2 protein-coding genes (1 of these 2 only partly in view) are annotated in these 21,889 nt (G+C 75.5%); both read left to right on the top strand.

Annotated features, from left to right (window positions below; genetic code table 11):
- Window positions 1-14,729: the 3' portion of an amino acid adenylation domain-containing protein gene (locus tag ACIA8N_RS22120; protein ID WP_365778792.1), read on the top strand. Its footprint begins 1,027 nt before the window's first position; the window shows 14,729 of its 15,756 coding nt (coding positions 1,028-15,756); its start codon lies beyond the left edge, outside the window; it ends in the stop codon at window positions 14,727-14,729.
- On the top strand, window positions 14,729-21,889 hold the full coding sequence (locus ACIA8N_RS22115) for an amino acid adenylation domain-containing protein (RefSeq protein WP_365778790.1): 7,161 nt from the start codon (window positions 14,729-14,731) through the stop codon (window positions 21,887-21,889). Before ACIA8N_RS22120 ends, ACIA8N_RS22115 begins: the two co-directional genes overlap by 1 nt.

Raw genomic sequence — 21,889 nt, 5'->3', positions numbered from 1 at the left:
GCCACCCGCTCTTCCAGGTGAGCCTGAGCCTCCAGCACGCCACCGCGCACACGGCCCTCCTGGACGGTCTGGAGATCGCCCCTCTGGACACGGGGTGGCGGGCGGCCAAGTTCGACCTGTCCCTGGATCTCCTGGAGAAGCGCGGCCCCGACGGCCGCCCGGACGGCATCGCCGGCACCGTCGAGTACTCCACCGACGTCTTCGACGCCGCCACCGTCCGCGGGCTCGGGGAACGCCTCGTCCGCCTCCTGGAGGCCGGGACGGCCGACCCCACGGCGCGGCTGCTCTCGATCGACCTGCTCTCCGCCGACGAACGGCGGCGCGTACTGGAGGAGTTCGCCACCGAGGCCGCAGCCGCCGAGCCCGCAGCCGCCGACTCCGCAGCCGCCGAGCCCCCGGCAGGCGCGGCCGACGAGGGCCTGGAGCCGGTCTGCGACACCTTCGCCCGCCAGGCGGCCGCCACCCCCGAGGCCCTGGCCGTCGTCGGCGGCCCGGTCGCGCTCACCTTCGCCGAGGCCGACGCCCGCGTCTCCCGGCTGGCCCGGCTGCTGATCTCCCGGGGCGCCGGCCCCGAGGTCCGCGTCGCCGTCTGCCTGGACCGCGGCGCCCTGTGGCCGACGACCGTGCTTGCGGTGCTGCGAAGCGGCGCCACCTACGTACCGCTGGACCCGCGCTCCCCGCACGAGCGCCTGGCCGCCGTCGAACGCGACGTCGCCCCCCTCCTCGTCCTCGCCGAGCACGCCACCGAGGCCGCGGTCGCCGAACTCGCCGCCCCCGTCCTCGTCCTGGACGACCCGAGCACCCGGGCCGCGATCGACGCCCAGGAACCGGGCCCGGTCACCGACGCCGACCGCACCGCGCCCCTCCTGCCCGGCCACGCGGCCTACGTCATCCACACCTCGGGCTCCACCGGCCGGCCCAAGGGGGTCGTGGTGGACCACCGGGGACTGACGAGGCTGCTCCAGGCGCACCGCCGGGTCACCTTCTCCCGCATCCGCCCCTCCGCCGGCGGCCCCGGCCGCGCCGCCCACGTCTCCTCCTTCTCCTTCGACGCCTCGTGGGACCCGCTGCTCGCGATGGTCGCCGGCCACGAACTGCACATGATCGACGAGGACCTGCGGTTCGACCCGCCGGGAGCGGTGGCCTACTTACGCGACCGCCGCATCGACTACGTCGACCTCACCCCCACCTACTTCCGCAGCCTGCTCGACGCCGGGCTGCTGGAGGAGGGCGCTCCCTGCCCTTCGCTGATCGCCCTGGGCGGCGAGGCGATGGACGGCGAGCTGTGGGAGCGGCTGCGGGCGGCCGCCCCCCGCGTGACCGCGATGAACACCTACGGCCCCACCGAGACCGCCGTCGACGCCGTGGTGACCGGCCTTGCCGACCTGCCCCCGGGCACGATCGGCCGGCCCGTGCCCCGCTGGCGGGCCTACGTCCTCGACGCCGGTCTGCAGCCGGTTCCGCCCGGCGTGCTGGGCGAGCTGTACATCGCCGGGCCCGGAGTCGCCCGCGGCTACCTGGGGCAGCACGCCCTGACCGCCGAGCGGTTCGTGGCCTGCCCGTTCGGAGGACCGGGGGAGCGGATGTACCGCACCGGCGACCTGGCGCGGTGGCTCCCCGACGGCCACCTGGTCTGCGTCGGACGCGGCGACGAACAGGTCAAGATCCGCGGGTTCCGCATCGAGCCCGGCGAGGTGGAGGCCGCCCTGCGGGAGCTGGAGGGCGTCGTTGGGGCGGCCGTGACCGTCCGCGAGGACACCCCCGGCACCCGCAGACTGGTGGGGTACGTCGTCGGGGCCCCCGACGCCGACGAGGACCTGCTCCGCCCCGCCGAGGTGCTGGCACGCCTGCGCGACCGGCTGCCCGACCACCTGGTGCCGTCCGCGTTGGTCCGCATCGGCGAACTCCCCGTCAACGCCAGCGGCAAGCTGGACCGGGCCGCGCTCCCGGCCCCCGACCCCGCGGACCTCCCCGCCGGCCGGCGCCCGCGCACCGCCCTGGAACGGGAGCTGTGCGCGCTGTTCGCGGACGTCCTCGGCGCCGGGAGCGTCGGCATCGACGACGACTTCTTCGGCCGGGGCGGCGACAGCATCCTCTCCATCCAACTGGTCGGCAGCGCCCGCCGGGCCGGCCTGGAGTTCACCGTCCGGCAGGTCTTCGAGCTGCGGACCCCCGCGGCCCTGGCCACCGCCGCCCGCCGGACCGACGCCGCACGCGACGAGGACCCCACCCTCGCCGTCGGACCGCTGCCGCCGCTCCCCGTGGTCGTCGAGACCCTCGCGGCCGGCGGGCCGGTCCACGGCTACAACCAGTCGGTCGTCCTCGCCTCCCCGCCGGACGCCGCACCCGACGACGTACGCGACGCGCTCCAGGCCCTGCTCGACCGGCACGACGCGCTGCGCGTCCACGCCGCCCCCGCGGCCGGCCCCGGCCGCCTGTGGGACCTCCGGGTGGAGAAGGCCGGCACGGTCGCGGCCGAGCGGTGCCTGCGCAGGATCGACGCGACCGGGATGTCCGACGAGGAAATGGCGCGGGCCCAGGCCGCCGAGGCCGTCACCGCGCGTGCGTCCCTCGACCCCCTCGCCGGCGCCCTCGTCGCCGCCGTCTGGTTCGACCGGGGCGAAGAGCCGGGCCGGCTCGTGCTGGTGATCCACCACCTCGCCGTCGACGGCGTCTCCTGGCGCATCCTGCTCGGCGACCTCCGCGAGGCGTGGCGGGCGCTGCGCGCCGGCCAGCGCCCCGAACTCCCCCGTACGGGCACCTCGCTGCGCACCTGGGCCACCCGGCTCACCGAACGGGCCACCGACCCGGCCGTCACCGCCCAACTGGACCACTGGACGGCCACGCTCGCCGACGACGGCCCCGCGCCGGGCAGCCGCCCGCTGGACGCGGCGCGGGACACCGTGGCCACCTCCGCCGTCCTCAGCGGCGAACTGCCCGCTTCCCTCACCACCGCCCTGCTGGGCCCCGCCCCCGCGGCCTTCCGCGCCGGGGTGAACGACCTGCTGCTGACCGCCTTCGCCCTCGCCGTCGCCCACTGGCGGGGCGAGGAGACCGAACCTGTCCTGGTGGACCTGGAGGGCCACGGCCGGACCGAGGAGCTCGTTCCGGGGGCCGACCTGTCCCGTACCGTCGGCTGGTTCACCACCGTCCACCCGGTGCGGCTCGCCGCCGGGAAGGTCACCGCCGCCGACCTCGCCGAGCGCACCCCGGCCGTCGGCGACGCGATCAAGCGGATCAAGGAGCAGCTGCGCGCCGTCCCCGACGGAGGGCAGGGATACGGCCTGCTGCGCCACCTGAACCCCGACACCGCCCCCCGCCTCCGCGGCCTCGCCCGAGCGCGCTTCGGCTTCAACTACCTCGGCCGGTTCGCCGCAGAGCAGGGCGCGGGCGAGGACAGTTGGCCGCTGCTCGGCAGCGGCCCCGCGGGCCACCACCCGGACACCCCGCTCGACCACGAGATCGAGGTCAACGTCGTCACGGCCGAGGGCCCGGACGGGCCCCGGCTGATCACCCGGTGGACCTACGCCACCGGCCTGCTCACCGAGGAGGAGGTACGCCGCCTCACGCGGTCCTGGTCGCTGGCGCTGCACGCCGTCGTCGGCCACGCCACCGCCGCCGGAGCGGGCGGCCTAACCCCCTCCGACGTGGCCGTCCCCGGCCTAGGCCAGGCGGAGATCGAACAGCTCGAACGCCGCTGCGGCACCGCCCTGGAGGACGTCCTGCCGGCCGCCCCCCTCCAGGAGGGCCTGCTGTTCCACAGCGTGTACGACCGGCGCACCCTGGACGTCTACGTGGGGCAGCTCGCCTTCCGCCTGGACGGCGAGATCGACCAGGACGCCCTGCGGACGGCCGCGGCCGCGCTGCTCGCGCGCCACACCAGCCTGCGGACGGGCTTCCACCAACGGGAATCGGGCGAGTGGGTGCAGGCCGTGGCCCGGTCGGTGGAGCTGCCGTGGCGCTTCCACGACCTGTTCGACCCGCACGGCGGACCCGCGGACGCCGGGTCCGCGCGGCGGCGGCTGGAGGAGCTGGCCGCGGCCGAGCGCACCGAGCGGTTCGACCTCACCCGCCCGCCGCTCGTCCGCTTCCTCCTGGCCCGCACCGCCCCGGAGACGTACCAGTTCGTGATCACCACCCACCACACGATCGTGGACGGCTGGTCCATCCCCATCCTGCTGCGCGAACTGCTCGCGCTCTACGGCGGCGCCCCGCTGCCCCCGGCTCCCGGTCACCGCCTCCACGCCGACTGGCTGGCCGGACGCGACCTCGCGGCGGCGCGCGAGGCGTGGACGCGAGCGCTGGCGGACACGGAGGGGCCGACCCTGCTCGCCCCCGGCGCGCCGCGCGTCGGAGAAGTGCCCGAGTCGGTGCGGCTGAACCTGCCCGAGGAGGTCTCCGCACGTCTGCGGACCCGAGCCCGCGAGGCCGGGGTCACCCTCAACTCCGTCGTCCAGGCCGTCTGGGCGCTCGTCCTCGCCCAGGAGACCGGCCGCTCGGACGTCACCTTCGGCATCACCGTCTCCGGCCGCCCGGCGGAACTCTCCGGCGCCGAGGACCTGGTCGGCATGCTGGTGAACAAGATCCCGCTGCGCGTCCGCCTCCGCCCGGCCGAACCCCTCATGGAACTGGTCCGGCGCCTGGAGAAGGAACAGCTCGAACTCCTGGAGCACCAGCACGTCCCGCTCACCACCCTGCACCGCTGGAGCGGCCTGCCCGAACTCTTCGACACCACCATGGTGTTCGAGAACTACCCGGCGGAGATCACCGCCCGGCAGGCGCCCTTCCGCGCCTCGGGCACGGCCAGCTACAGCCGCAACCACTACCCGCTCACCCTTGTCGGGGCCATGCGCGGGACCGAGCTGACCGTCCGCATCGACTACCGCCCCGACCTCTTCGGCGAGGACTGGGCCCGCTCCCTGGGCGAGAGGGTGATCGCCGCCCTGACCGAGGCCGTCGACCGCCCCTCCGCCCCCGCCGGCACGCTCGACCTGCTCGGGGCCGAGGAGCGCGCCCGCCTGCTTGAGTGGGGCACCGGCGCCGCACCGCAGGACGCCCCGCGCACCTACGTCGAGCTGTTCGAGGAGCAGGCCGCCCGCACCCCCGACGCCCCGGCGGTCATCTCGCCCGACGGTACCCTCACCTACGCCGAGCTGGACCGGCAGGCGAACGGCGTCGCCCGGTGGCTGGCCGACCGCGCCGAAGCCGTCGGCGGCGCCGACGTCTACATCGGCGTGCTGGCCCCCCGCCGCCCCGAGGTGCTCACCGTCCTGCTCGGCGTCCTCAAGTCGGGCGCCGCCTACGTCCCCCTGGACGAGCAGTGGCCGACCGAACGCCTCCGCACGGTCCTGGAGGACTGCCGACCCGCGCTCGTGCTGGCCCCGACGGGCGCCAGGAGCGGTGCGGCGCGGGAGAGCGGGGCGGCAGTGCTCCCCGTGGACCCGGCCGCCCTCGCCGCACGCGGGGCCCAGCCCCCGACCGACGCCGAGCGGATACGCCCCCTGACGCCCGGCGGAGCCGCGTACGCCCTCTACACCTCCGGTTCCACCGGCCGCCCCAAGGGCGTGGTGATCGACCACAGCGCCCTGGCCGCGTACGTCGGCGGCGCGCGCCGCCGCTACCCCGACGCGGCCGGGACCTCGCTGGCCCACACCTCGCTCGCCTTCGACCTCACCGTCACCACCCTGCTCACCCCGCTCGCCGCAGGCGGCGCCGTGCGCCTGGGCGAACTCGACGAGTCCGCCCGAGCCGCAGGCGCCACCCTGGTCAAGGCGACGCCCTCCCACCTGCCCCTGCTGAGCGAGCTGCCCGGAGTCCTGACGGACGGCGGCACCCTGATCCTCGGCGGCGAGGCGCTGACCGGCGGACGGCTGCGCCCCTGGCTCGACCTGCACCCCGCCGCCCAGGTCGTCAACGCCTACGGGCCGACGGAACTCACGGTCAACTGCACCGAGTACCGGCTGCCGAAGGGAGAGCCGGTGGGCGACGGGCCGGTGCCCATCGGCCGGCCGTTCGCCGGGGTGCGGGTCCACGTGCTCGGCCCCGGCCTGCGCCCGGTTCCCGCCGGGGGCCCGGTCGGCGAACTGTACGTCTCCGGCACGGGGGTGGCCCGGGGCTATCTGGGCCGGCCGGGGCTGACCGCCGAGCGGTTCGTGGCCTGCCCGTTCGGGGAGCCGGGTGAGCGGATGTACCGCACCGGCGACCTCGTCCGCTGGCGGTCCGACGGCCAACTGGAGTACGTCGGCCGCAGCGACGACCAGGTCAAACTGCGCGGGTTCCGCATCGAGACCGCGGAGGTCGCCCGCGCCCTGGAGGGCTGCCCCTCCGTCGACAGCGCGGTGGTGGTGCTGCGCGAGGACCAGCCGGGCGACCAGCGCCTGGTCGGCTACCTCGTACCGGCCGCCGGAAATGGCACGCTCGACGAGAAGGCGGTGTCCGACGCGGTGCGGGCGGTGCTGCCCGAGTACATGGTCCCCTCGGCCCTTGTGGTGCTGGAGGGCGGACTGCCGCTGACGGTGAACGGCAAGGTCGACCGGAGCGCGCTGCCGGCGCCGGAGGCCAAGCCGGCCCGCACCGCGGGCCGGGCACCGCGCAGCCCGCGCGAGGAGATCCTCTGCGGGCTCTTCGCCGACGTGCTGGGCGTGCCCGCGGTGGGCGTGGACGACGACTTCTTCGCCCTGGGCGGCCACTCCCTGCTCGCCATCGTCGTGATCAGCCGGATCAGGGCCCTGCTCGACGTGGACGTGGCCATCGACGCGCTCTTCGAGGCCCCCACGGTGGCCCGGTTGGCCACCCACCTCGACGGGCCCGGACGCGGTCCCGGCGCGGTGCGCCCCGCAGTGCCGCGCCCCGGACGCCTCCCGCTCTCCTACGCCCAGCGCCGCCTGTGGTTCCTCCACCAGATCGAGGGGCCGAGCGCCACCTACACCATCCCGCTGGCGCTGCGCCTGACCGGTCCGCTCGACGTGGCGGCGTTGCGGGCCGCGCTGGGGGACGTGGTCGCCCGGCACGAGAGCCTGCGCACCGTCTTCGCCGAGGACGAGCACGGCCCGCACCAGATCGTCCTCGCACCCCGGGCCGCCGAGCCCGGCCTGAAGGCGGTCCCCACCACCGAGGACCGCCTGCGGGCCGACCTGGAGGCCGAGGCCGCCCGCCCCTTCGACCTCGCCCAGGCCCCGCCGCTCCACGCCCGCCTCTTCGTCCTCGACGAACGCACCCACGTCCTGCTGCTGGCGGTCCACCACATCGCGATGGACGGCTGGTCGGTCCGCCCCCTGGTGCGCGACCTGGCGTCCGCCTACGCCGCCCGCCGCCGTGGCACCTCACCGGACCTGCCCGAACTGCCCGTCCAGTACGCCGACTACACCCTGTGGCAGCACGAGGAGCTGGGCTCCGAGGACGACCCGGACAGCCCGATTGCCGCGCAACTGCGCTACTGGCGCCAGACCCTGGGCGGACTGCCGCAGGAGTCGGCGCCGGCCGCCGACCGGCCCCGCCCCGCCACCCCCTCGCACCGGGGCGGCCGCGTCGCCTTCACCGTCCCGCCGGGGGTGCACGGGCGGGTGGTGGAGTTGGCGCGGGAGTTCCGGGCGACGCCGTTCATGGTGGTGCACGCGGCGTTGGCGGCGTTGCTGACGCGGTTGGGGGCGGGGACGGACGTGCCGATCGGTTCGCCGGTGGCCGGGCGTGTCGATGACGCGTTGGAGGACCTGGTGGGGTTCTTCGTGAACACGCTGGTGCTGCGTACGGACACGTCGGGCGACCCGAGTTTCGGGGAGTTGCTGGAGCGGGTGCGGGCCACCGACCTGGCGGCCTACGCGCACCAGGACCTCCCCTTCGAGCGCCTGGTGGAAGTGCTCAACCCGGTGCGCTCCCTGGTCCGTCACCCGCTCTTCCAGGTCCTGCTGGCCTTCAACAACGGCGCGGCGCCCGACGAAGGACCCGTCGACCGGGCCTCGGACGTCCTGGTGCGGCCCGAGACGGTGGAGATCGCGGCGGCCAAGTTCGACCTGTCGCTGTCCTTCAACGAGGACCGGGCGGCCGACGGCACGGCGGCCGGGATGCGGGGCGTACTGGAGTACCGCGCCGACCTGTACGACGAGAGCACGGCCCGGAGGATGGCCGAACGCTACCTCCGGCTGCTCGAAGCGGCGGTCGCGGAGCCCCGCACCCCGCTGAGCCGCATTCCCGTCCTGAGCGAGGACGAGCTGCACGACGTCCTCGTCCGGCGCAACGACACGGCCCGCGTCCTGCCCGACGCCTCCCCGCTGCGGCGGTTCGAGGCCCAGGCCGCCAGGACTCCCCGGTCCACGGCCCTGGTCGCGGACGGGGAGCGGATCGACTACGCCGAGCTCGACGCACGGGCCGACCGGCTCGCCGCACTGCTGTCCCGGAAAGCCGCCGGGCGCGGCGGACCCGTCGCCGTCGCCCTGCCGCGTGGCGCGCTGCTTCCGGTGGCCCTGCTCGCCGTCTGGAAGGCGGGCCTGCACTACCTGCCATTGGACCCCGACCACCCGAAGAACCGCCTGGCGGACATCCTCACCGACTCCGCGCCCGGTTGCGTCATCACCACCACCGACCTCGCGGGCGGCCTCCCGCCGGTGCCCGCCCCGGTGCTCGTCCTGGACGACCCGGCCACCGCCGAACACCTGGCCGCCGCGCCCGGCACCGCACCGGCCGAAGGCACGCGGCGCGAGCGGGAGCGGGGTGAGGAGCTGGCGTACACCATCTACACCTCCGGCTCCACCGGCCGCCCCAAGGGCGTCATGGTGACCCGGTCGGCCGTGGCGAACTTCCTCGCCGACATGACCGAACGGCTGGAACTGGGCCCCGAGGACCGGCTGCTGGCCGTCACCACGGTCTCCTTCGACATCGCCGTCCTGGAGATCTTCGCCCCGCTGCTCACCGGCGGCACGGTCGTCCTGGCCGACGCCACCGCCCAGCGCGACCCCGCCGCAGTGAGGACCCTGTGCGCCCGCGAGGGTGTGACGGTGATCCAGGCCACCCCCGGTTGGTGGCACGCCATGGCCGTGGACGGCGGCCTCGACCTCACCGCCCTGCGCGTGCTGGTGGGCGGCGAGGCGCTGCCGCCCGCCCTGGCCCGCACCCTCCTGGAACCCGGCCGCGCGCCGGTGGGCGGTCGCCTGCTCAACCTGTACGGACCGACGGAGACCACCGTCTGGTCCACCGCCGCGCCCATCACCGCCGAGACCCTGGAGGAGCACGGCGGCGCCGTGCCGACCGGGGCGCCGATCGCCCGCACCGCCGCCTACGTGCTGGACGCCGCGCTGCGGCCCGTCCCCGACGGAGTGCCGGGCGAGCTGTACCTGGCCGGGGCCGGGCTGGCCCGGGGCTATCTGGGCCGGCCGGGGCTGACCGCCGAGCGGTTCGTGGCCTGCCCGTTCGGGGGGCCGGGGGAGCGGATGTACCGCACCGGCGACCTCGCCCGCTGGCGGCCCGACGGAAGTCTGGAACACCTGGGCAGGACCGACGACCAGGTCAAGGTCCGCGGGTTCAGGATCGAACTGGGCGAGGTCGAAAGGGCCCTGGCACAGGCACCCGGCGTCGGCCGGGCCGCCGCGGCCGTGCACCCCGACCCCGCCGGCTCCGCCCGCCTGGTCGGCTATCTGGTACCGGCCGCTGGGAACGGCGTACTCGACGAGAAGGCGGTGTCCGACGCGGTGCGGGCGGTGCTGCCCGAGTACATGGTCCCCTCGGCGCTTGTGGTGCTGGAGGGCGGCCTGCCGCTGACCGCGAACGGCAAGCTGGACCGCGCCGCGCTCCCCGCGCCCGAGGCGACGGCGGGCCGGGGCCCCGGCCGGGCTCCGCGCGGGCCGCGCGAGGAGATCCTGTGCGGGCTCTTCGCCGACGTGCTGGGCGTGCCCGCGGTGGGCGTGGACGACGACTTCTTCGCCCTGGGCGGCCACTCCCTGCTCGCGACCCGGCTGGTCGCCCGCGTCCGCAGCACACTCGGCGTCGAACTGGGGGTCCGGGAGGTCTTCGAGACACCGACCGTGGCCGGCCTCGCCGCCGCGCTCTCCGCGGCCGGTGAGGCAGGCCCACGGCTGCGCCCCGCCGACCCGCGTCCCGAGCGGCTGCCGCTCTCCTACGCCCAGCGCCGCCTGTGGTTCGTCGGGCAACTGGAGGGGCCGAGCGCCACCTACAACGTCCCGCTGGCGCTGCGGCTGACCGGTCCGCTGGACGTGGCGGCGTTGCGGGCCGCGCTGGGGGACGTGGTCGCCCGGCACGAGAGCCTGCGCACCGTGTTCGCCGAGGACGAGCACGGCCCGCACCAGGTCGTCCTGCCCGCCGACCGCCCCGCCCCGCTCACCGGGCCCGTCCGGACCGACGAGGACGAACTACCCCGCCTGCTGCGGGAGGCGGCCGACCACGCGTTCCGGCTGGACGCCGAACCACCGCTGCGCGCCCACCTGTTCGCCACGGCACCCGACGAGCACACCCTGCTCCTTGTCATGCACCACATCGCCACCGACGCCTGGTCGCGGCGGCCCCTGATCGCCGATCTGGCCGCGGCCTACGCCGCCCGCCACGCCGGCCGGACCCCGGCCCTGCCGCCGCTGCCGGTCGCCTACGCCGACTACGCCCTGTGGCAGCGGGCCCGTCTGGGGGACGAGCGGGAGGACGACAGCGAACTGTCCGCCCAACTCGCCTACTGGCACGGCGCGCTGGCCGGGTCCCCCGAGGAGCTGGCGCTGCCCACCGACCGGCCCCGCCCCGCCGTCCCCTCGCACCGGGGGGACAGCGTGCCCCTGTCGATCCCGCCGGGGGTGCACGGGCGGGTGGTGGAGTTGGCGCGGGAGTTCCGGGCGACGCCGTTCATGGTGGTGCACGCGGCGTTGGCGGCGTTGCTGACGCGGTTGGGGGCGGGGACGGACGTGCCGATCGGTTCGCCGGTGGCCGGGCGTGTCGATGACGCGTTGGAGGACCTGGTGGGGTTCTTCGTGAACACGCTGGTGCTGCGTACGGACACGTCGGGCGACCCGAGTTTCGGGGAGTTGCTGGAGCGGGTGCGGGCCACCGACCTGGCGGCCTACGCGCACCAGGACCTCCCCTTCGAACGCCTGGTGGAGCTCCGCGATCCGGAACGCTCGCTGGCCCGCCACCCGCTCTTCCAGGTCTCGCTGAACTACGACACGGCCGAGACGGCCCGAGCACGCGAAGCCGCGCCGGAACTGGACGGGCTGACCGTGGGCGGGCAGCGGCTCGGCGTCACCACGGCCAAGTTCGACCTCACCTTCGCGCTCACCGAGACCCGCGCGCACGACGGCGGCCCTGCCGGATTGCGCGGGGTCCTCGAGTACAGCACCGACCTGTTCGACCGCGGGACCGCCGAGCGCCTGGTGGAGCGGTTCGGCCGGGTGCTCGAGGCCGCGGTGGCCGCGCCCGGCGCCACGCTCGACGAGATCGACATCCTGCTGCCGGGCGAACGCGCGCTCCTGGAGGGCGCGTGGAGCGAGCCCGACCCCGGACCGGTCGCCGCCCCCGCGGACGGCGCCCGCTTCCCGGACCTGTTCGAGGCGCAGGCCGCCCGCACCCCGCACGCCCCCGCCGTCCGCGACGGCGAGCGGGAGATGTCCTACGCCGAACTGAACGACCGGGCCAACCGGCTGGCCCGCCTCCTGGCCGCTCGTGGAGCGGGCCCCGAGGACACCGTCGCCGTCCTGCTGCCGCGCGGCCCCGAGCTGATCACCGCCCTGGTGGCCGTCCAGAAGGCGGGGGCCGCCTACGTCCCGCTGGACACCGAGCTGCCCGCCGAGCGGATCGCCCACATGCTGGACGACGCCCGCCCGGTGCTCGTCCTCGCCCTCACCGGGACACAGGACGCCCTCCCGGCCGGGGCCGGCCCCGTGGTCCGCCTCGACGACCCGGCCACCGAGGCGGCGCTCGCCGGGCTCGACGGCGGCGACCGCACCGACGCCGACCGCCGCGCACCGGCCGCGGGCCACGACCCGGCCTACGTCGTCTACACCTCCGGATCCACCGGCAGGCCCAAAGGCGTCGTGGTCGAACAGCGCTCCCTCGCCGCCTTCCTGGTCCGCTCGGCCGCCCGGTACCGGGGAGCCGCCGGAACCGCGCTGCTGCACGGCTCCCCGGCCTTCGACCTCACGGTGACCACCCTGTTCACCCCGCTGATCGCCGGCGGCTGCATCGTGGTGGCGGACCTGGACACGCCGGAGCAGGACGCCCCGGCCCGCCCCGACCTGCTCAAGGTCACCCCCTCCCACCTCGCCTTCCTGGACACGATCGCCTCCTGGGCGGCCCCCGCGGCCGACCTGGTCGTCGGGGGCGAGCAACTGACCGCGGGCCGACTGGCCCGGCTGCGCCAGGCGCACCCGGACATGCGCGTCTTCAACGACTACGGCCCCACCGAAGCCACCGTGAGCTGCGCGGACTTCGTCCTGGAACCGGGCGACGCACTGCCCCTGGACACCGTGCCGATCGGACGACCCCTGCCGGGGCACCGGCTGTTCGTCCTGGACGAGCGCCTGCGCCCGGTGCCCGCCAACGTCCCCGGCGAGCTGTACGTCAGCGGCGTCGGGCTCGCCCGCGGCTATCTGGGCCGGCCGGGGCTGACCGCCGAGCGGTTCGTGGCCTGCCCGTTCGGGGAGCCGGGGGAGCGGATGTACCGCACCGGCGACCTCGTCCGCCGGCGGACCGACGGGAACCTGGAGTACCTCGGCCGCCGCGACGACCAGGTGAAGGTGCGCGGCTTCCGCGTCGAACCGGGCGAGATCGAGACCGCCCTGCTCGACCGCCCGGAGATCGGCCAGGCCGCCGTCGTCCTGCGCGGCGAACGCCTCGTCGCCTACATCGCGGCCACGCCGGAGCGGTTCGACCCTGACGCGCTCCGTCAGGCGCTCGCGTCCCGGCTGCCCCGGTACATGGTCCCCGCCGCGTTCGTCCGGCTGGACGCCCTGCCGCTGGCTCCGGGAGGCAAGCTCGACCACCGGGCGCTGCCCCAGCCGCCGGCGCCCGCCGACGCCCCGCACGGGAGCAGGCCGCCGCGCGACGCGTGGGAAGGCGTGCTGTGCGAGGCGTTCCGCGAGGTGCTGGGGGTCGCGGAGGTCGGGGCCGACGACGACTTCTTCACCCTCGGCGGCGACAGCATCGGCTCCATCCAGCTCGTCGGCCGGGTGCGCGGTGCGGGCGGCCGGATGACCGTCCGCGACGTCTTCGAACAGCGCACGCCCGCAGCCCTCGCGGCCCGCTCCCGCCCCGGCGGCCCGGCGACCGAGGTGCTCGGCGGCCGGGGGACCGGGCCGGTGGCGCCGACGCCGATCAGCTCCTGGCTGGCCGAACTGGGCGGCGCCGTCGACGGATACAACCAGTCGATGCTGCTGCGCGTCCCCGCCGAGGGCGACGTGGCCGTAGTGACCGGCGCCCTCCAGGCGCTGCTCGACCACCACGACGCGCTGCGGATGCGGGCCGAACCGGAGGACGGCCACTGGCGGATGGAGATCGCCGAAGCGGGCGCGGTGGACGCGGCCACCGTACTGGAGCGGGTGGACGCGGCGGGCGCCGAGCAGGAGGAGCTTGACCGGCTGGTCCGGACGCACTGCGCCGCGGCCCGCGACCGGCTCGCCCCGCGGAAGGGCTCCGTCCTGCGCGCCGTCTGGTTCGACCGGGGGCCGCGGGAGCCGGGACACCTCGCGCTCGTCGCCCACCACCTCGTCGTCGACGGCGTCTCCTGGCGCATCCTCACCGCCGACCTCGGCAGCGCGTGGCAGGCCCTCGCCGAGGGCCGGGAACCCCGGCTCGACCCGGTGGGCACCCCGCTGCGGATCTGGGCCCGGCACCTGGCGGAGCTGGCCGCCGACCCGCGCCGCGCCGAGCGGTGCGCCCACTGGGAGGAGCAGTCGGCGCGGCCCTGGGAGACCGGCCGCCTCGACCCCGCCCTCGACGACCGGAGCACCGAGGAGTCCCTCTCCGTCACCCTCCCGGCCGCCGCCACCCGCGCCGTGCTCGGCCCGGTGCCCGCCGCGCTCGGCGTCGGGGTGACCGAAGTCCTGCTCGGGGCGTTCGCCGCCGCCGTGCGGCGCCGGCGCCCGGCGGAGGCCGCGGACGGCGTCACGGTGGATCTGGAGGGCCACGGCCGCGAGGAAGAGGTCGTCCCCGGAGCGGACCTCTCCCGCACGGTCGGCTGGTTCACCGCCGTCCACCCGGTCCGGGTTCCCGCGGCCGGGCCCGACGACGACCGGACCGGCGCCCTGCGGGCGCTGGGCGCGATCCTGGACCGGGCGCCGGACGCCGGTCTCGGCTACGGCCTCCTGCGCTACCTCAATCCGCGCACACGGCAACGGCTCGCCTCCCTGCCCGCCCCGCGCTTCGGCTTCAACTACCTGGGCCGGTTCGGCGGTTCGGGCGGTGACCGGAACGCGGCCGACCAGACCCCGGACTGGTCGCCGGTGGGCAGCGGGCTCGCCGGCCAGCCCGCCGGGCTCCCCCTGGCCCACGAGATCGAGGTCACCGCGGTCGCCGCCGAGGGGCCCGAGGGCCCGCGTCTGATCGCCACCTGGTCCTGGGCCGGCCGGCTCCACCAGGAGCGGGAGATCCGCGAACTGGCCGGACTTTGGTTCCGCGAGCTGGAGGAGCTCGCATCCGCCGAACCGCCCCCGGTCGGCCCCCCGCCCCTGTCGGACCCGGCCCCCCTGGTCGAACTCTCCGACGCCGAACTCGACCAGCTCGAAGCAGAGTGGAAGGCCGGCTGATGCGCCGATCCCTACAGGACGTCCTGCCCCTCTCCCCGCTGCAGGAGGGCCTCCTCTTCCACAGCGAATACGTCGGGGACGAGGCCGTCGACGTCTACACCGTCCAGACCGAGGTGGAGCTGCGCGGACCGCTGGACGTCCCGGCACTGCGCGCGGCCGCCGAGGCCCTGCTGCGCCGCCACGACAACCTGCGGGCCGGCTTCGCGACCCGCGCTCTGAAGGACCCGGTGCAGTTCGTCCCCCGAGAGGTCGAACTTCCCTGGGAGGAGGCCGACCTGCGCGCGGCCGACGACCCGGACGCGGAGGCGGCCCGACGCCTTGAGGAGCACCGCTGGCGCCGATTCCGGCCCTCCAAGCCGCCGCTGGTGCGGTTCCTGCTGCTACGTATGGCACACGACCGCCACCGCTTCGCTCTCACCAACCACCACATCCTTCTGGACGGTTGGTCGATGCCGATGCTGCTGCGCGAGCTCATGCTGCTCTACCGCACCGGTGGCGATGCCTCCGCCCTGCCGCCGGTGCGCCGCTACCGGGACTACCTCGCCTGGCTGGGGAGCCGCGACAGCGGGGCCGCGCAGGACGCCTGGCGCGGGGCTCTGGCGGGCCTGGAGGCTCCCACCCTCATCGCGCCACGGGCCGACCGGGCCGCGGAGGCGCCGAGGTGGCTCGACTTCGCACTGTCGAGGACGGCCTCCGCCGGTCTGACCGCGGCCGCGCGAGGCGCCGGCCTCACGCTCAACACGGTCGTGCAGGGACTGTGGGCCCTGACCCTGGCCCGCACCACCGGCAGTCAGGACGTGGTGTACGGGGTGGTCGTCTCCGGTCGTCCGCCGGAGCTGGACGGCGTCGAGTCCATGATCGGCCTGTTCGCCAACACCATCCCGCTGCGGGCCCGGATGCCCGTCGACGAACCCCTGATCGGCTTCCTGCGGCGGCTGCAGCGCGAGCAGAGCGCGCTCCTCGACCACCAGCACCTACGGCTGGCCGACATCCAGCGCCTGGCCGGCCGGGGCGAGCTGTTCGATTCGGTGATGGCGTTCGAGAACTACCCGGACGGCCCCGCCGAGGAGCCTTCCGACCCGTCCGCCGACGCGCCTGGACGCGTGCGCGTGATGGCCTCCCGGATGCGCGACGCCATGCACTACCCGCTCGGCCTGCTGGCCTCCCCCGGACCGCCGATGCGCTTCCGCCTGGGCCACCGGCCCAGCGCGGTCACGCCGCGCCTGGCCGCCGCCCTGCGCGACCGCCTGCTGCGGCTCGTCGACGCCTTCCTGGCCGCCCCGGACCTGCCCCTGGGCAGGCTCGACGCCCTCGACGACACCGAACGCGCCCTGGTGCTGGAGAAGTTCAACGACACCGCGCGCGAGGTCGAGGACACCACCGCCATCGAGTTGTTCCTCCGGCAGGCGGCCCGCACCCCGGGCCGGATCGCCGTGGAGACGGCCGAGCGGTCCATCGACTACGCCCGGCTCGCCGACCGCTCCGGCCGGCTGGCCCGCCTGCTGGCGGAGCACGGGGCGCGGACCGAGCGGTTCGTCGCCCTCGTGCTGCCGCGCTCGCCCGAACTGGTCGAGACCGCGCTCGCGGTGTGGCAGACCGGAGCCGCCTACGTCCCGGTGGACCCCGCCCACCCGGCCGACCGCGTGGCCCGGCTGCTGCGGGAGGCCGACCCCGTCCTCACCGTCACCACCGCCGACCTGGCCGACCGGCTGCCGGCCGGACTCCCCCTGCTGGTCCTGGACGCCCCGAGCACCGCCGCCGCCCTCCGGGTCCTGCCCGGCGGCCCACTGGACGCGAGTGAACTCCACGCACCCGCGGGCCCGCAGAACGCCGCGTACGCCATCTACACCTCCGGGTCCACCGGCCGCCCCAAGGGCGTGGTCGCCACCCACCGCTCCCTCGTCGGCTACCTGCTGCGCGCCTCGGACCAGTACCCGTCCGACGGGCGCTCCCTGGTGCACTCGCCGGTCTCCTTCGACCTCACCGTCGGCGCGCTCTACGTCCCGCTGATCAGCGGCGGCACGGTGCGCCTCGCCTCCCTGGACGACGAACCGGTCCTGGGCCCCGGCGAGGCGTCCCCGGACTTCGTGAAGGTGACCCCCAGCCACCTTCCCGTCCTCGAAGGGCTGCCGGGCGAGGTCAGCCCGACCGGGGCGATCACCTTCGGCGGGGAACAGCTCACCGGCCGCCACCTGCGGCGCTGGCGCGCCGACCATCCGGACGTCACCGTCTACAACGTCTACGGGCCCACCGAGACGACCGTGAACTGCTCCGAGCACCGCATCGCCCCACGAGACCCGGTCGGCGACGGGCCGGTCCCCATCGGACGGCCGCTGTGGAACACCCGCCTGTTCGTCCTGGGCCCCGGCCTCGCCCCGGTGCCGGTCGGCGTTCCGGGCGAGCTGTACGTCGCCGGCGCAGGCCTGGCCCGCGGCTACCTCCGAGATCCGGGCAGGACCGCCGAGCGCTTCGTCGCCTGCCCCTACGCCGTCGGGGAGCGGATGTACCGAACCGGCGACCTTGTCCGCTGGAGCGAGGACGGCCTGCTGGAGTACCTGGGCAGGGTGGACGACCAGATCAGCCTGCGCGGCTTCCGGGTGGAGCCCGGCGAGGTGGAGGCGGCGCTTGCGGCCCACCCCGCGGTCCGCCGCGCCGCGGTGGTGCTGCGGGAGGACACGCCCGGCGACGCCCGACTGGTCGCCTACGCCGTCCCCACCGAGCCGGAAGGAGCACAGGGCACGCCGCCCTCCGCGCCCCCGCTGCCCACCGAGCGGATCCTGGAGCACCTGCGCCGGACCCTGCCGCCCTACATGGTCCCCGCGCACCTGGTGGAGCTGCCCGCGCTGCCCGTCACGCCCCACGGCAAGATCGACCGGGCCGCGCTGCCGGAGCCCTCCGTCGCCGGCGCCCCGGCCGGGGGAGCGCCCCGCTCCCCCCGCGAGGAGATCCTGTGCGGCATCTTCGCCGACGTGCTGCGGCGCCCGCAGGTCTCCATCGACGACGACTTCTTCGCCCTGGGCGGGCACTCCCTGCTGGCCACCCGCCTGGCCAGCAGGGTGCGGGCGGCCCTGGACGCGGAGATGCCGGTGCGCCGCCTCTTCGAACACCCCACGGTGCGCTCCCTGTCCGCACTGCTGGACTCCCACGACGCCAGACGCCCACCGGTGACGCCCGCGCGGCGACCTGAGCACGTCCCGCTCTCCTACGCCCAGCAGCGGCTGTGGATCATGCACCGGCTCACCGGCCCCGACGCCACGTACAACATCCACCGGGCACTGCGGCTCGACGGCGACCTCGACGTCCCGGCGCTGGAGGCCGCGCTGCACGACGTGACCGAACGGCACGAGACGCTGCGCACCGTCTTCCCCGAGGGCGCCGAGGGCCCCTACCAGAAGGTGCTCCCGGCCCGACGGGCGGCCGGGGCCCTCACCGTCCTCCCGGTCGCCGACCAAGAGGTCGACCGCACCGTCGCCGAGCTGGCGGCCCACCGCTTCGACCTGGAGTCCGAACCGCCCCTGCGCGCCTGGCTGCTGGAGAGCGGTCCGCGCAGCCGGGTCCTCGTGCTGGTGCTCCACCACATCGCCAGCGACGGCTGGTCGGGCAGGCGGCTCCTGCGCGACCTGTTCACGGCCTACACCGCGCGCCGCGCGGGCCGGGCCCCCCAATGGCGGCCGCTGCCGGTGCAGTACGCGGACTACGCCCTGTGGCAACGGCGCTACCTCGGCGACCCCGCGGACCCCGCCAGCCCCGCCGCCGTCCAACTGGACTACTGGACGAAGCAATTGGCAGGGGTTCCCCAGGAGTTGCGGCTGCCCGCCGACCGGCCGCGCCCGGCCCGCCCGACCCGCACTGGAGGCCAGGTCTGGCTGACGCTCCCGGTCACGGTCCACTCCGCCGTGGCCGACCTGGCCAGAACCTGCCGGGCCAGCGTGTTCATGGTCGTCCAGGCCGCCGTCGCCGCCTTCCTCACACGGATGGGCGCCGGGGAGGACATCCCCATCGGCGCCCCGGTCGCCGGGCGCACCGACGAAGCGGTGGAGGAGCTGGTCGGCTTCTTCGTCAGCACCCTGGTCCTGCGGACCGACACCTCCGGCGACCCCACGTTCACCGAACTCGTCGGACGGGTCCGCGAGACCGCACTGGCCGCCTACGCCCACCAAGACCTGCCCTTCGAGCAGTTGGTGGAGCACCTGAGGCCGACCCGCTCCCTCGGCCGGCACCCCCTCTTCCAGGTCGCCCTGTCCTGCAACAACACCGAGGAGCAGATGGCCCGCCAGGGCGGCCGGCCCGCCGGACTCACCGTCACACCGCACCAGGTGGAGACCGCCCGATCGAAGTTCGACCTGATGTTCACCTTCCTGGAGAACCACGGGGAGGACGGGCAGCCGACCGGCATCGAGACCGCCCTCGAATACAACGCCGACCTCTTCGACCGGGAGACCGCGCAGAGCCTCCTCGACCGCTTCGGCCGCATGCTCGCGATCTGGACGGCGGAACCGGCCGACGCCATCGGCGCACGAGAACTCCTCGCGGCCGACGAGCGGCACACGGTGGTCACCGAATGGAACGCCACCCGGCGCGCGGGCCTGGTCGCGACACTGCCGCGGATGTTCCAGGAGCAGGTCGCCCGCACCCCGCACGCCACAGCCCTCGAACACGCCGGCCACCGACTGACGTACGCCGAACTCAACGCCCGCGCCAACCGGCTGGCCAGAGTGCTGGTGCGGCGCGGCATCCGCCCCGAACACCGCGTCGCCACGCTGATGCCGCGCTCCCTCGGGCAGATCGCCGCCCTGCTGGCCATCGCCAAGGCCGGCGCCGCCGCCGTACCGGTGGACCCCGGCCACCCCGGGCAGCGCATCGCCTTCATGCTGCGCGACAGCGCCTGCGCCCTGGTCCTGGCAGCCGACCCGTACGCGGCGGGACGCGAGGAGATCGCCGGCGTCCCGGTCCTCGTCCCCGACGACGAACCCGCCCAAGAGCAGGCCACCGACCTCGCGGACGGCGACCGCAACGCCCCCCTCACCGCCGGCAACGCCGCGTACGTCGTCTACACCTCCGGCTCCACGGGCCGCCCCAAGGGCGTGGTGACCGAACACCGCGGCCTGCTGTCACTGGCCGTGGCGCAGCGCGAGCGGTATCCGGTGGAGCCCGGCAGCCGCGTGCTGCAACTCGCCTCGCCGTCCTTCGACGGCGCCGTACTGGAACTGCTCATGGCCCTCACCACCGGAGGGACCCTCGTCCTGCCCGACGGACCCCTCCTCGCCGGGCAACCGCTCGCCGAGATGCTGGCCGAGCACCGCATCAGCCACGCCTTCATCCCCCCGGCGGTGCTGAGCGGCCTCCCCCCGGAAGGGCTGGAGGGTCTGCGCTGCCTCGTCGTCGGCGGCGAGGCGGTCACCGCCCCGCTCGTGGACCGCTGGGCCCCAGGCCGGCGCATGCTCGACATCTACGGCCCCACCGAGGCCACCGCGGTCACCCTGACCAGCGAGGCCCTGACCCCCGGCGGCCCGCCCCCCGCCATCGGCACCCCCGTGCCCAACACCAGGGCCTACGTGCTCGACGACCGGCTGCGACCCGTCCCGCCCGGCGTGACGGGCGAGCTGTACCTGGCCGGCGCGTCACTGGCGCGCGGCTACGGCGGTCGTCCGGCGCTCACCGCGAGCCGGTACGTCGGCTGCCCGTTCGGAGAGCCGGGGGAGCGGATGTACCGCACCGGCGACCTGGCGCGCCGGGACCGGGAGGGCCGCGTCCACCACATGGGCCGCACCGACGAGCAGATCAAGCTGCGCGGCTTCCGCGTCGAGCCCGGTGAGATCCGGGCCCGGCTCACCGAGCACCCCGCCGTGCGGGAGGCGGCGGTCGTCCTGCGGGAGGACGGCCCGGGCGGACGCGCGCTGGTGGCCTACGCGGTGCCGGCCGACGGCCCGCCCCGCCCCACCGCGACCCAACTGCGCGCGCACCTGACCGCCCTCCTGCCGCCCTACATGGTGCCCGCCGCCTTCCAGGTGCTGGACGCCCTGCCGACCACCGCCAACGGCAAGCTCGACCGGGACGCCCTGCCGGCGCCGGAACCGCTCGCCGAGGAGGCCGGGCGGCCCCCGCGCGACGAACGCGAGGCCGCCCTCTGCGAGGTGTTCGCCGAGGTGCTGGAGCGTACGTCGCTCGGCGCCGACGACGGGTTCTTCGAGAACGGGGGGCACTCGCTGCTCGCCGTCCGGCTGGTCGCACGGGTCCGTGAGCGCCTGGGCGTGCCCCTGGCCGCAAGGGACCTGTTCGAGGCGCCGACCCCGGCCGCCCTGGCCGCACACATCGGCCGGGGCGCCGAGCGCCGCGCCCCGGCGCCCCTGCTCACCCTGCGGGGCCGGGGCGACCAGCCGCCCTTGTTCTGCTTCCACCCGGCCGTCGGTCTGGGATGGGCGTACGCGAGTCTCCTGCCCCGGCTCCCCGCCGACGTCCCCCTCCACGCGCTGCAGGCCCGCACGCCCGGGGTCGGTGTCGGCCTGCCGGGGAGTGTCGATGAGATGGCCGACGACTACGTCCGGCTGATCCGCCGCGTCCGACCGCACGGCCCCTACCGGCTGCTCGGCTGGTCGCTGGGGGCCCACGTGGCCCACACCGCGGCGGGCCTGCTGGAGCGCGACGGGCAGCGGGTGGACCTGCTCGCCATGCTGGACGCCTACCCTCCCCACCGCACCGGGGATCCCGGCGGACGGGCCGAGGAGTCCGAGGCCGAGATCGTGGCGGCCAACCTGCGGGAGTCGGGGTTCGCGTGGGAGGAGGCCGACCAGCGCGCGGGGCGCTTCCCGCTGGAACGGTTCCGCGCCCATCTGCGCGGGGTGGACAGCTCGCTCGGCCACCTCGACGACGCCGAACTGACGGCGGCCAAGGACGTCTACGTCAACAACGTCCGCCTCATGCGCTCCTTCACCCCCGGCCGTGTCCGGTGCGGAATCGTCCTGATGACCGCGGAACGCACCCGAAGCCTCGACCCCGCGGCGTGGGAGGCGCACACCGATGGGGGCGTCGAGGTGCACCGGCTGGACGCCGCCCACATGTCCATGCTCACCGAACCGACGTCGGTCGCCGAAGCCGGCCGCGTCCTGACCCGCCGACTGGACTCCCTGCGGGGAGCCACCACGAAGAAACGAGAGGTATGA

Origin of the sequence: Streptomyces sp. NPDC051822, assembly GCF_044452745.1 — a bacterium.
GTDB lineage: Bacteria > Actinomycetota > Actinomycetes > Streptomycetales > Streptomycetaceae > Streptomyces.
Note: the sequence above shows the minus strand (reverse complement) of the source record. Positions and strands in the feature narration are given on the sequence as shown.

Coding starts and splice junctions, on each gene's coding strand:
- ACIA8N_RS22115 (WP_365778790.1), top strand. CDS start 14,729: ATGCGCCGATCCCTACAGGACGTCCTGCCCCTCTCCCCGCTGCAGGAG.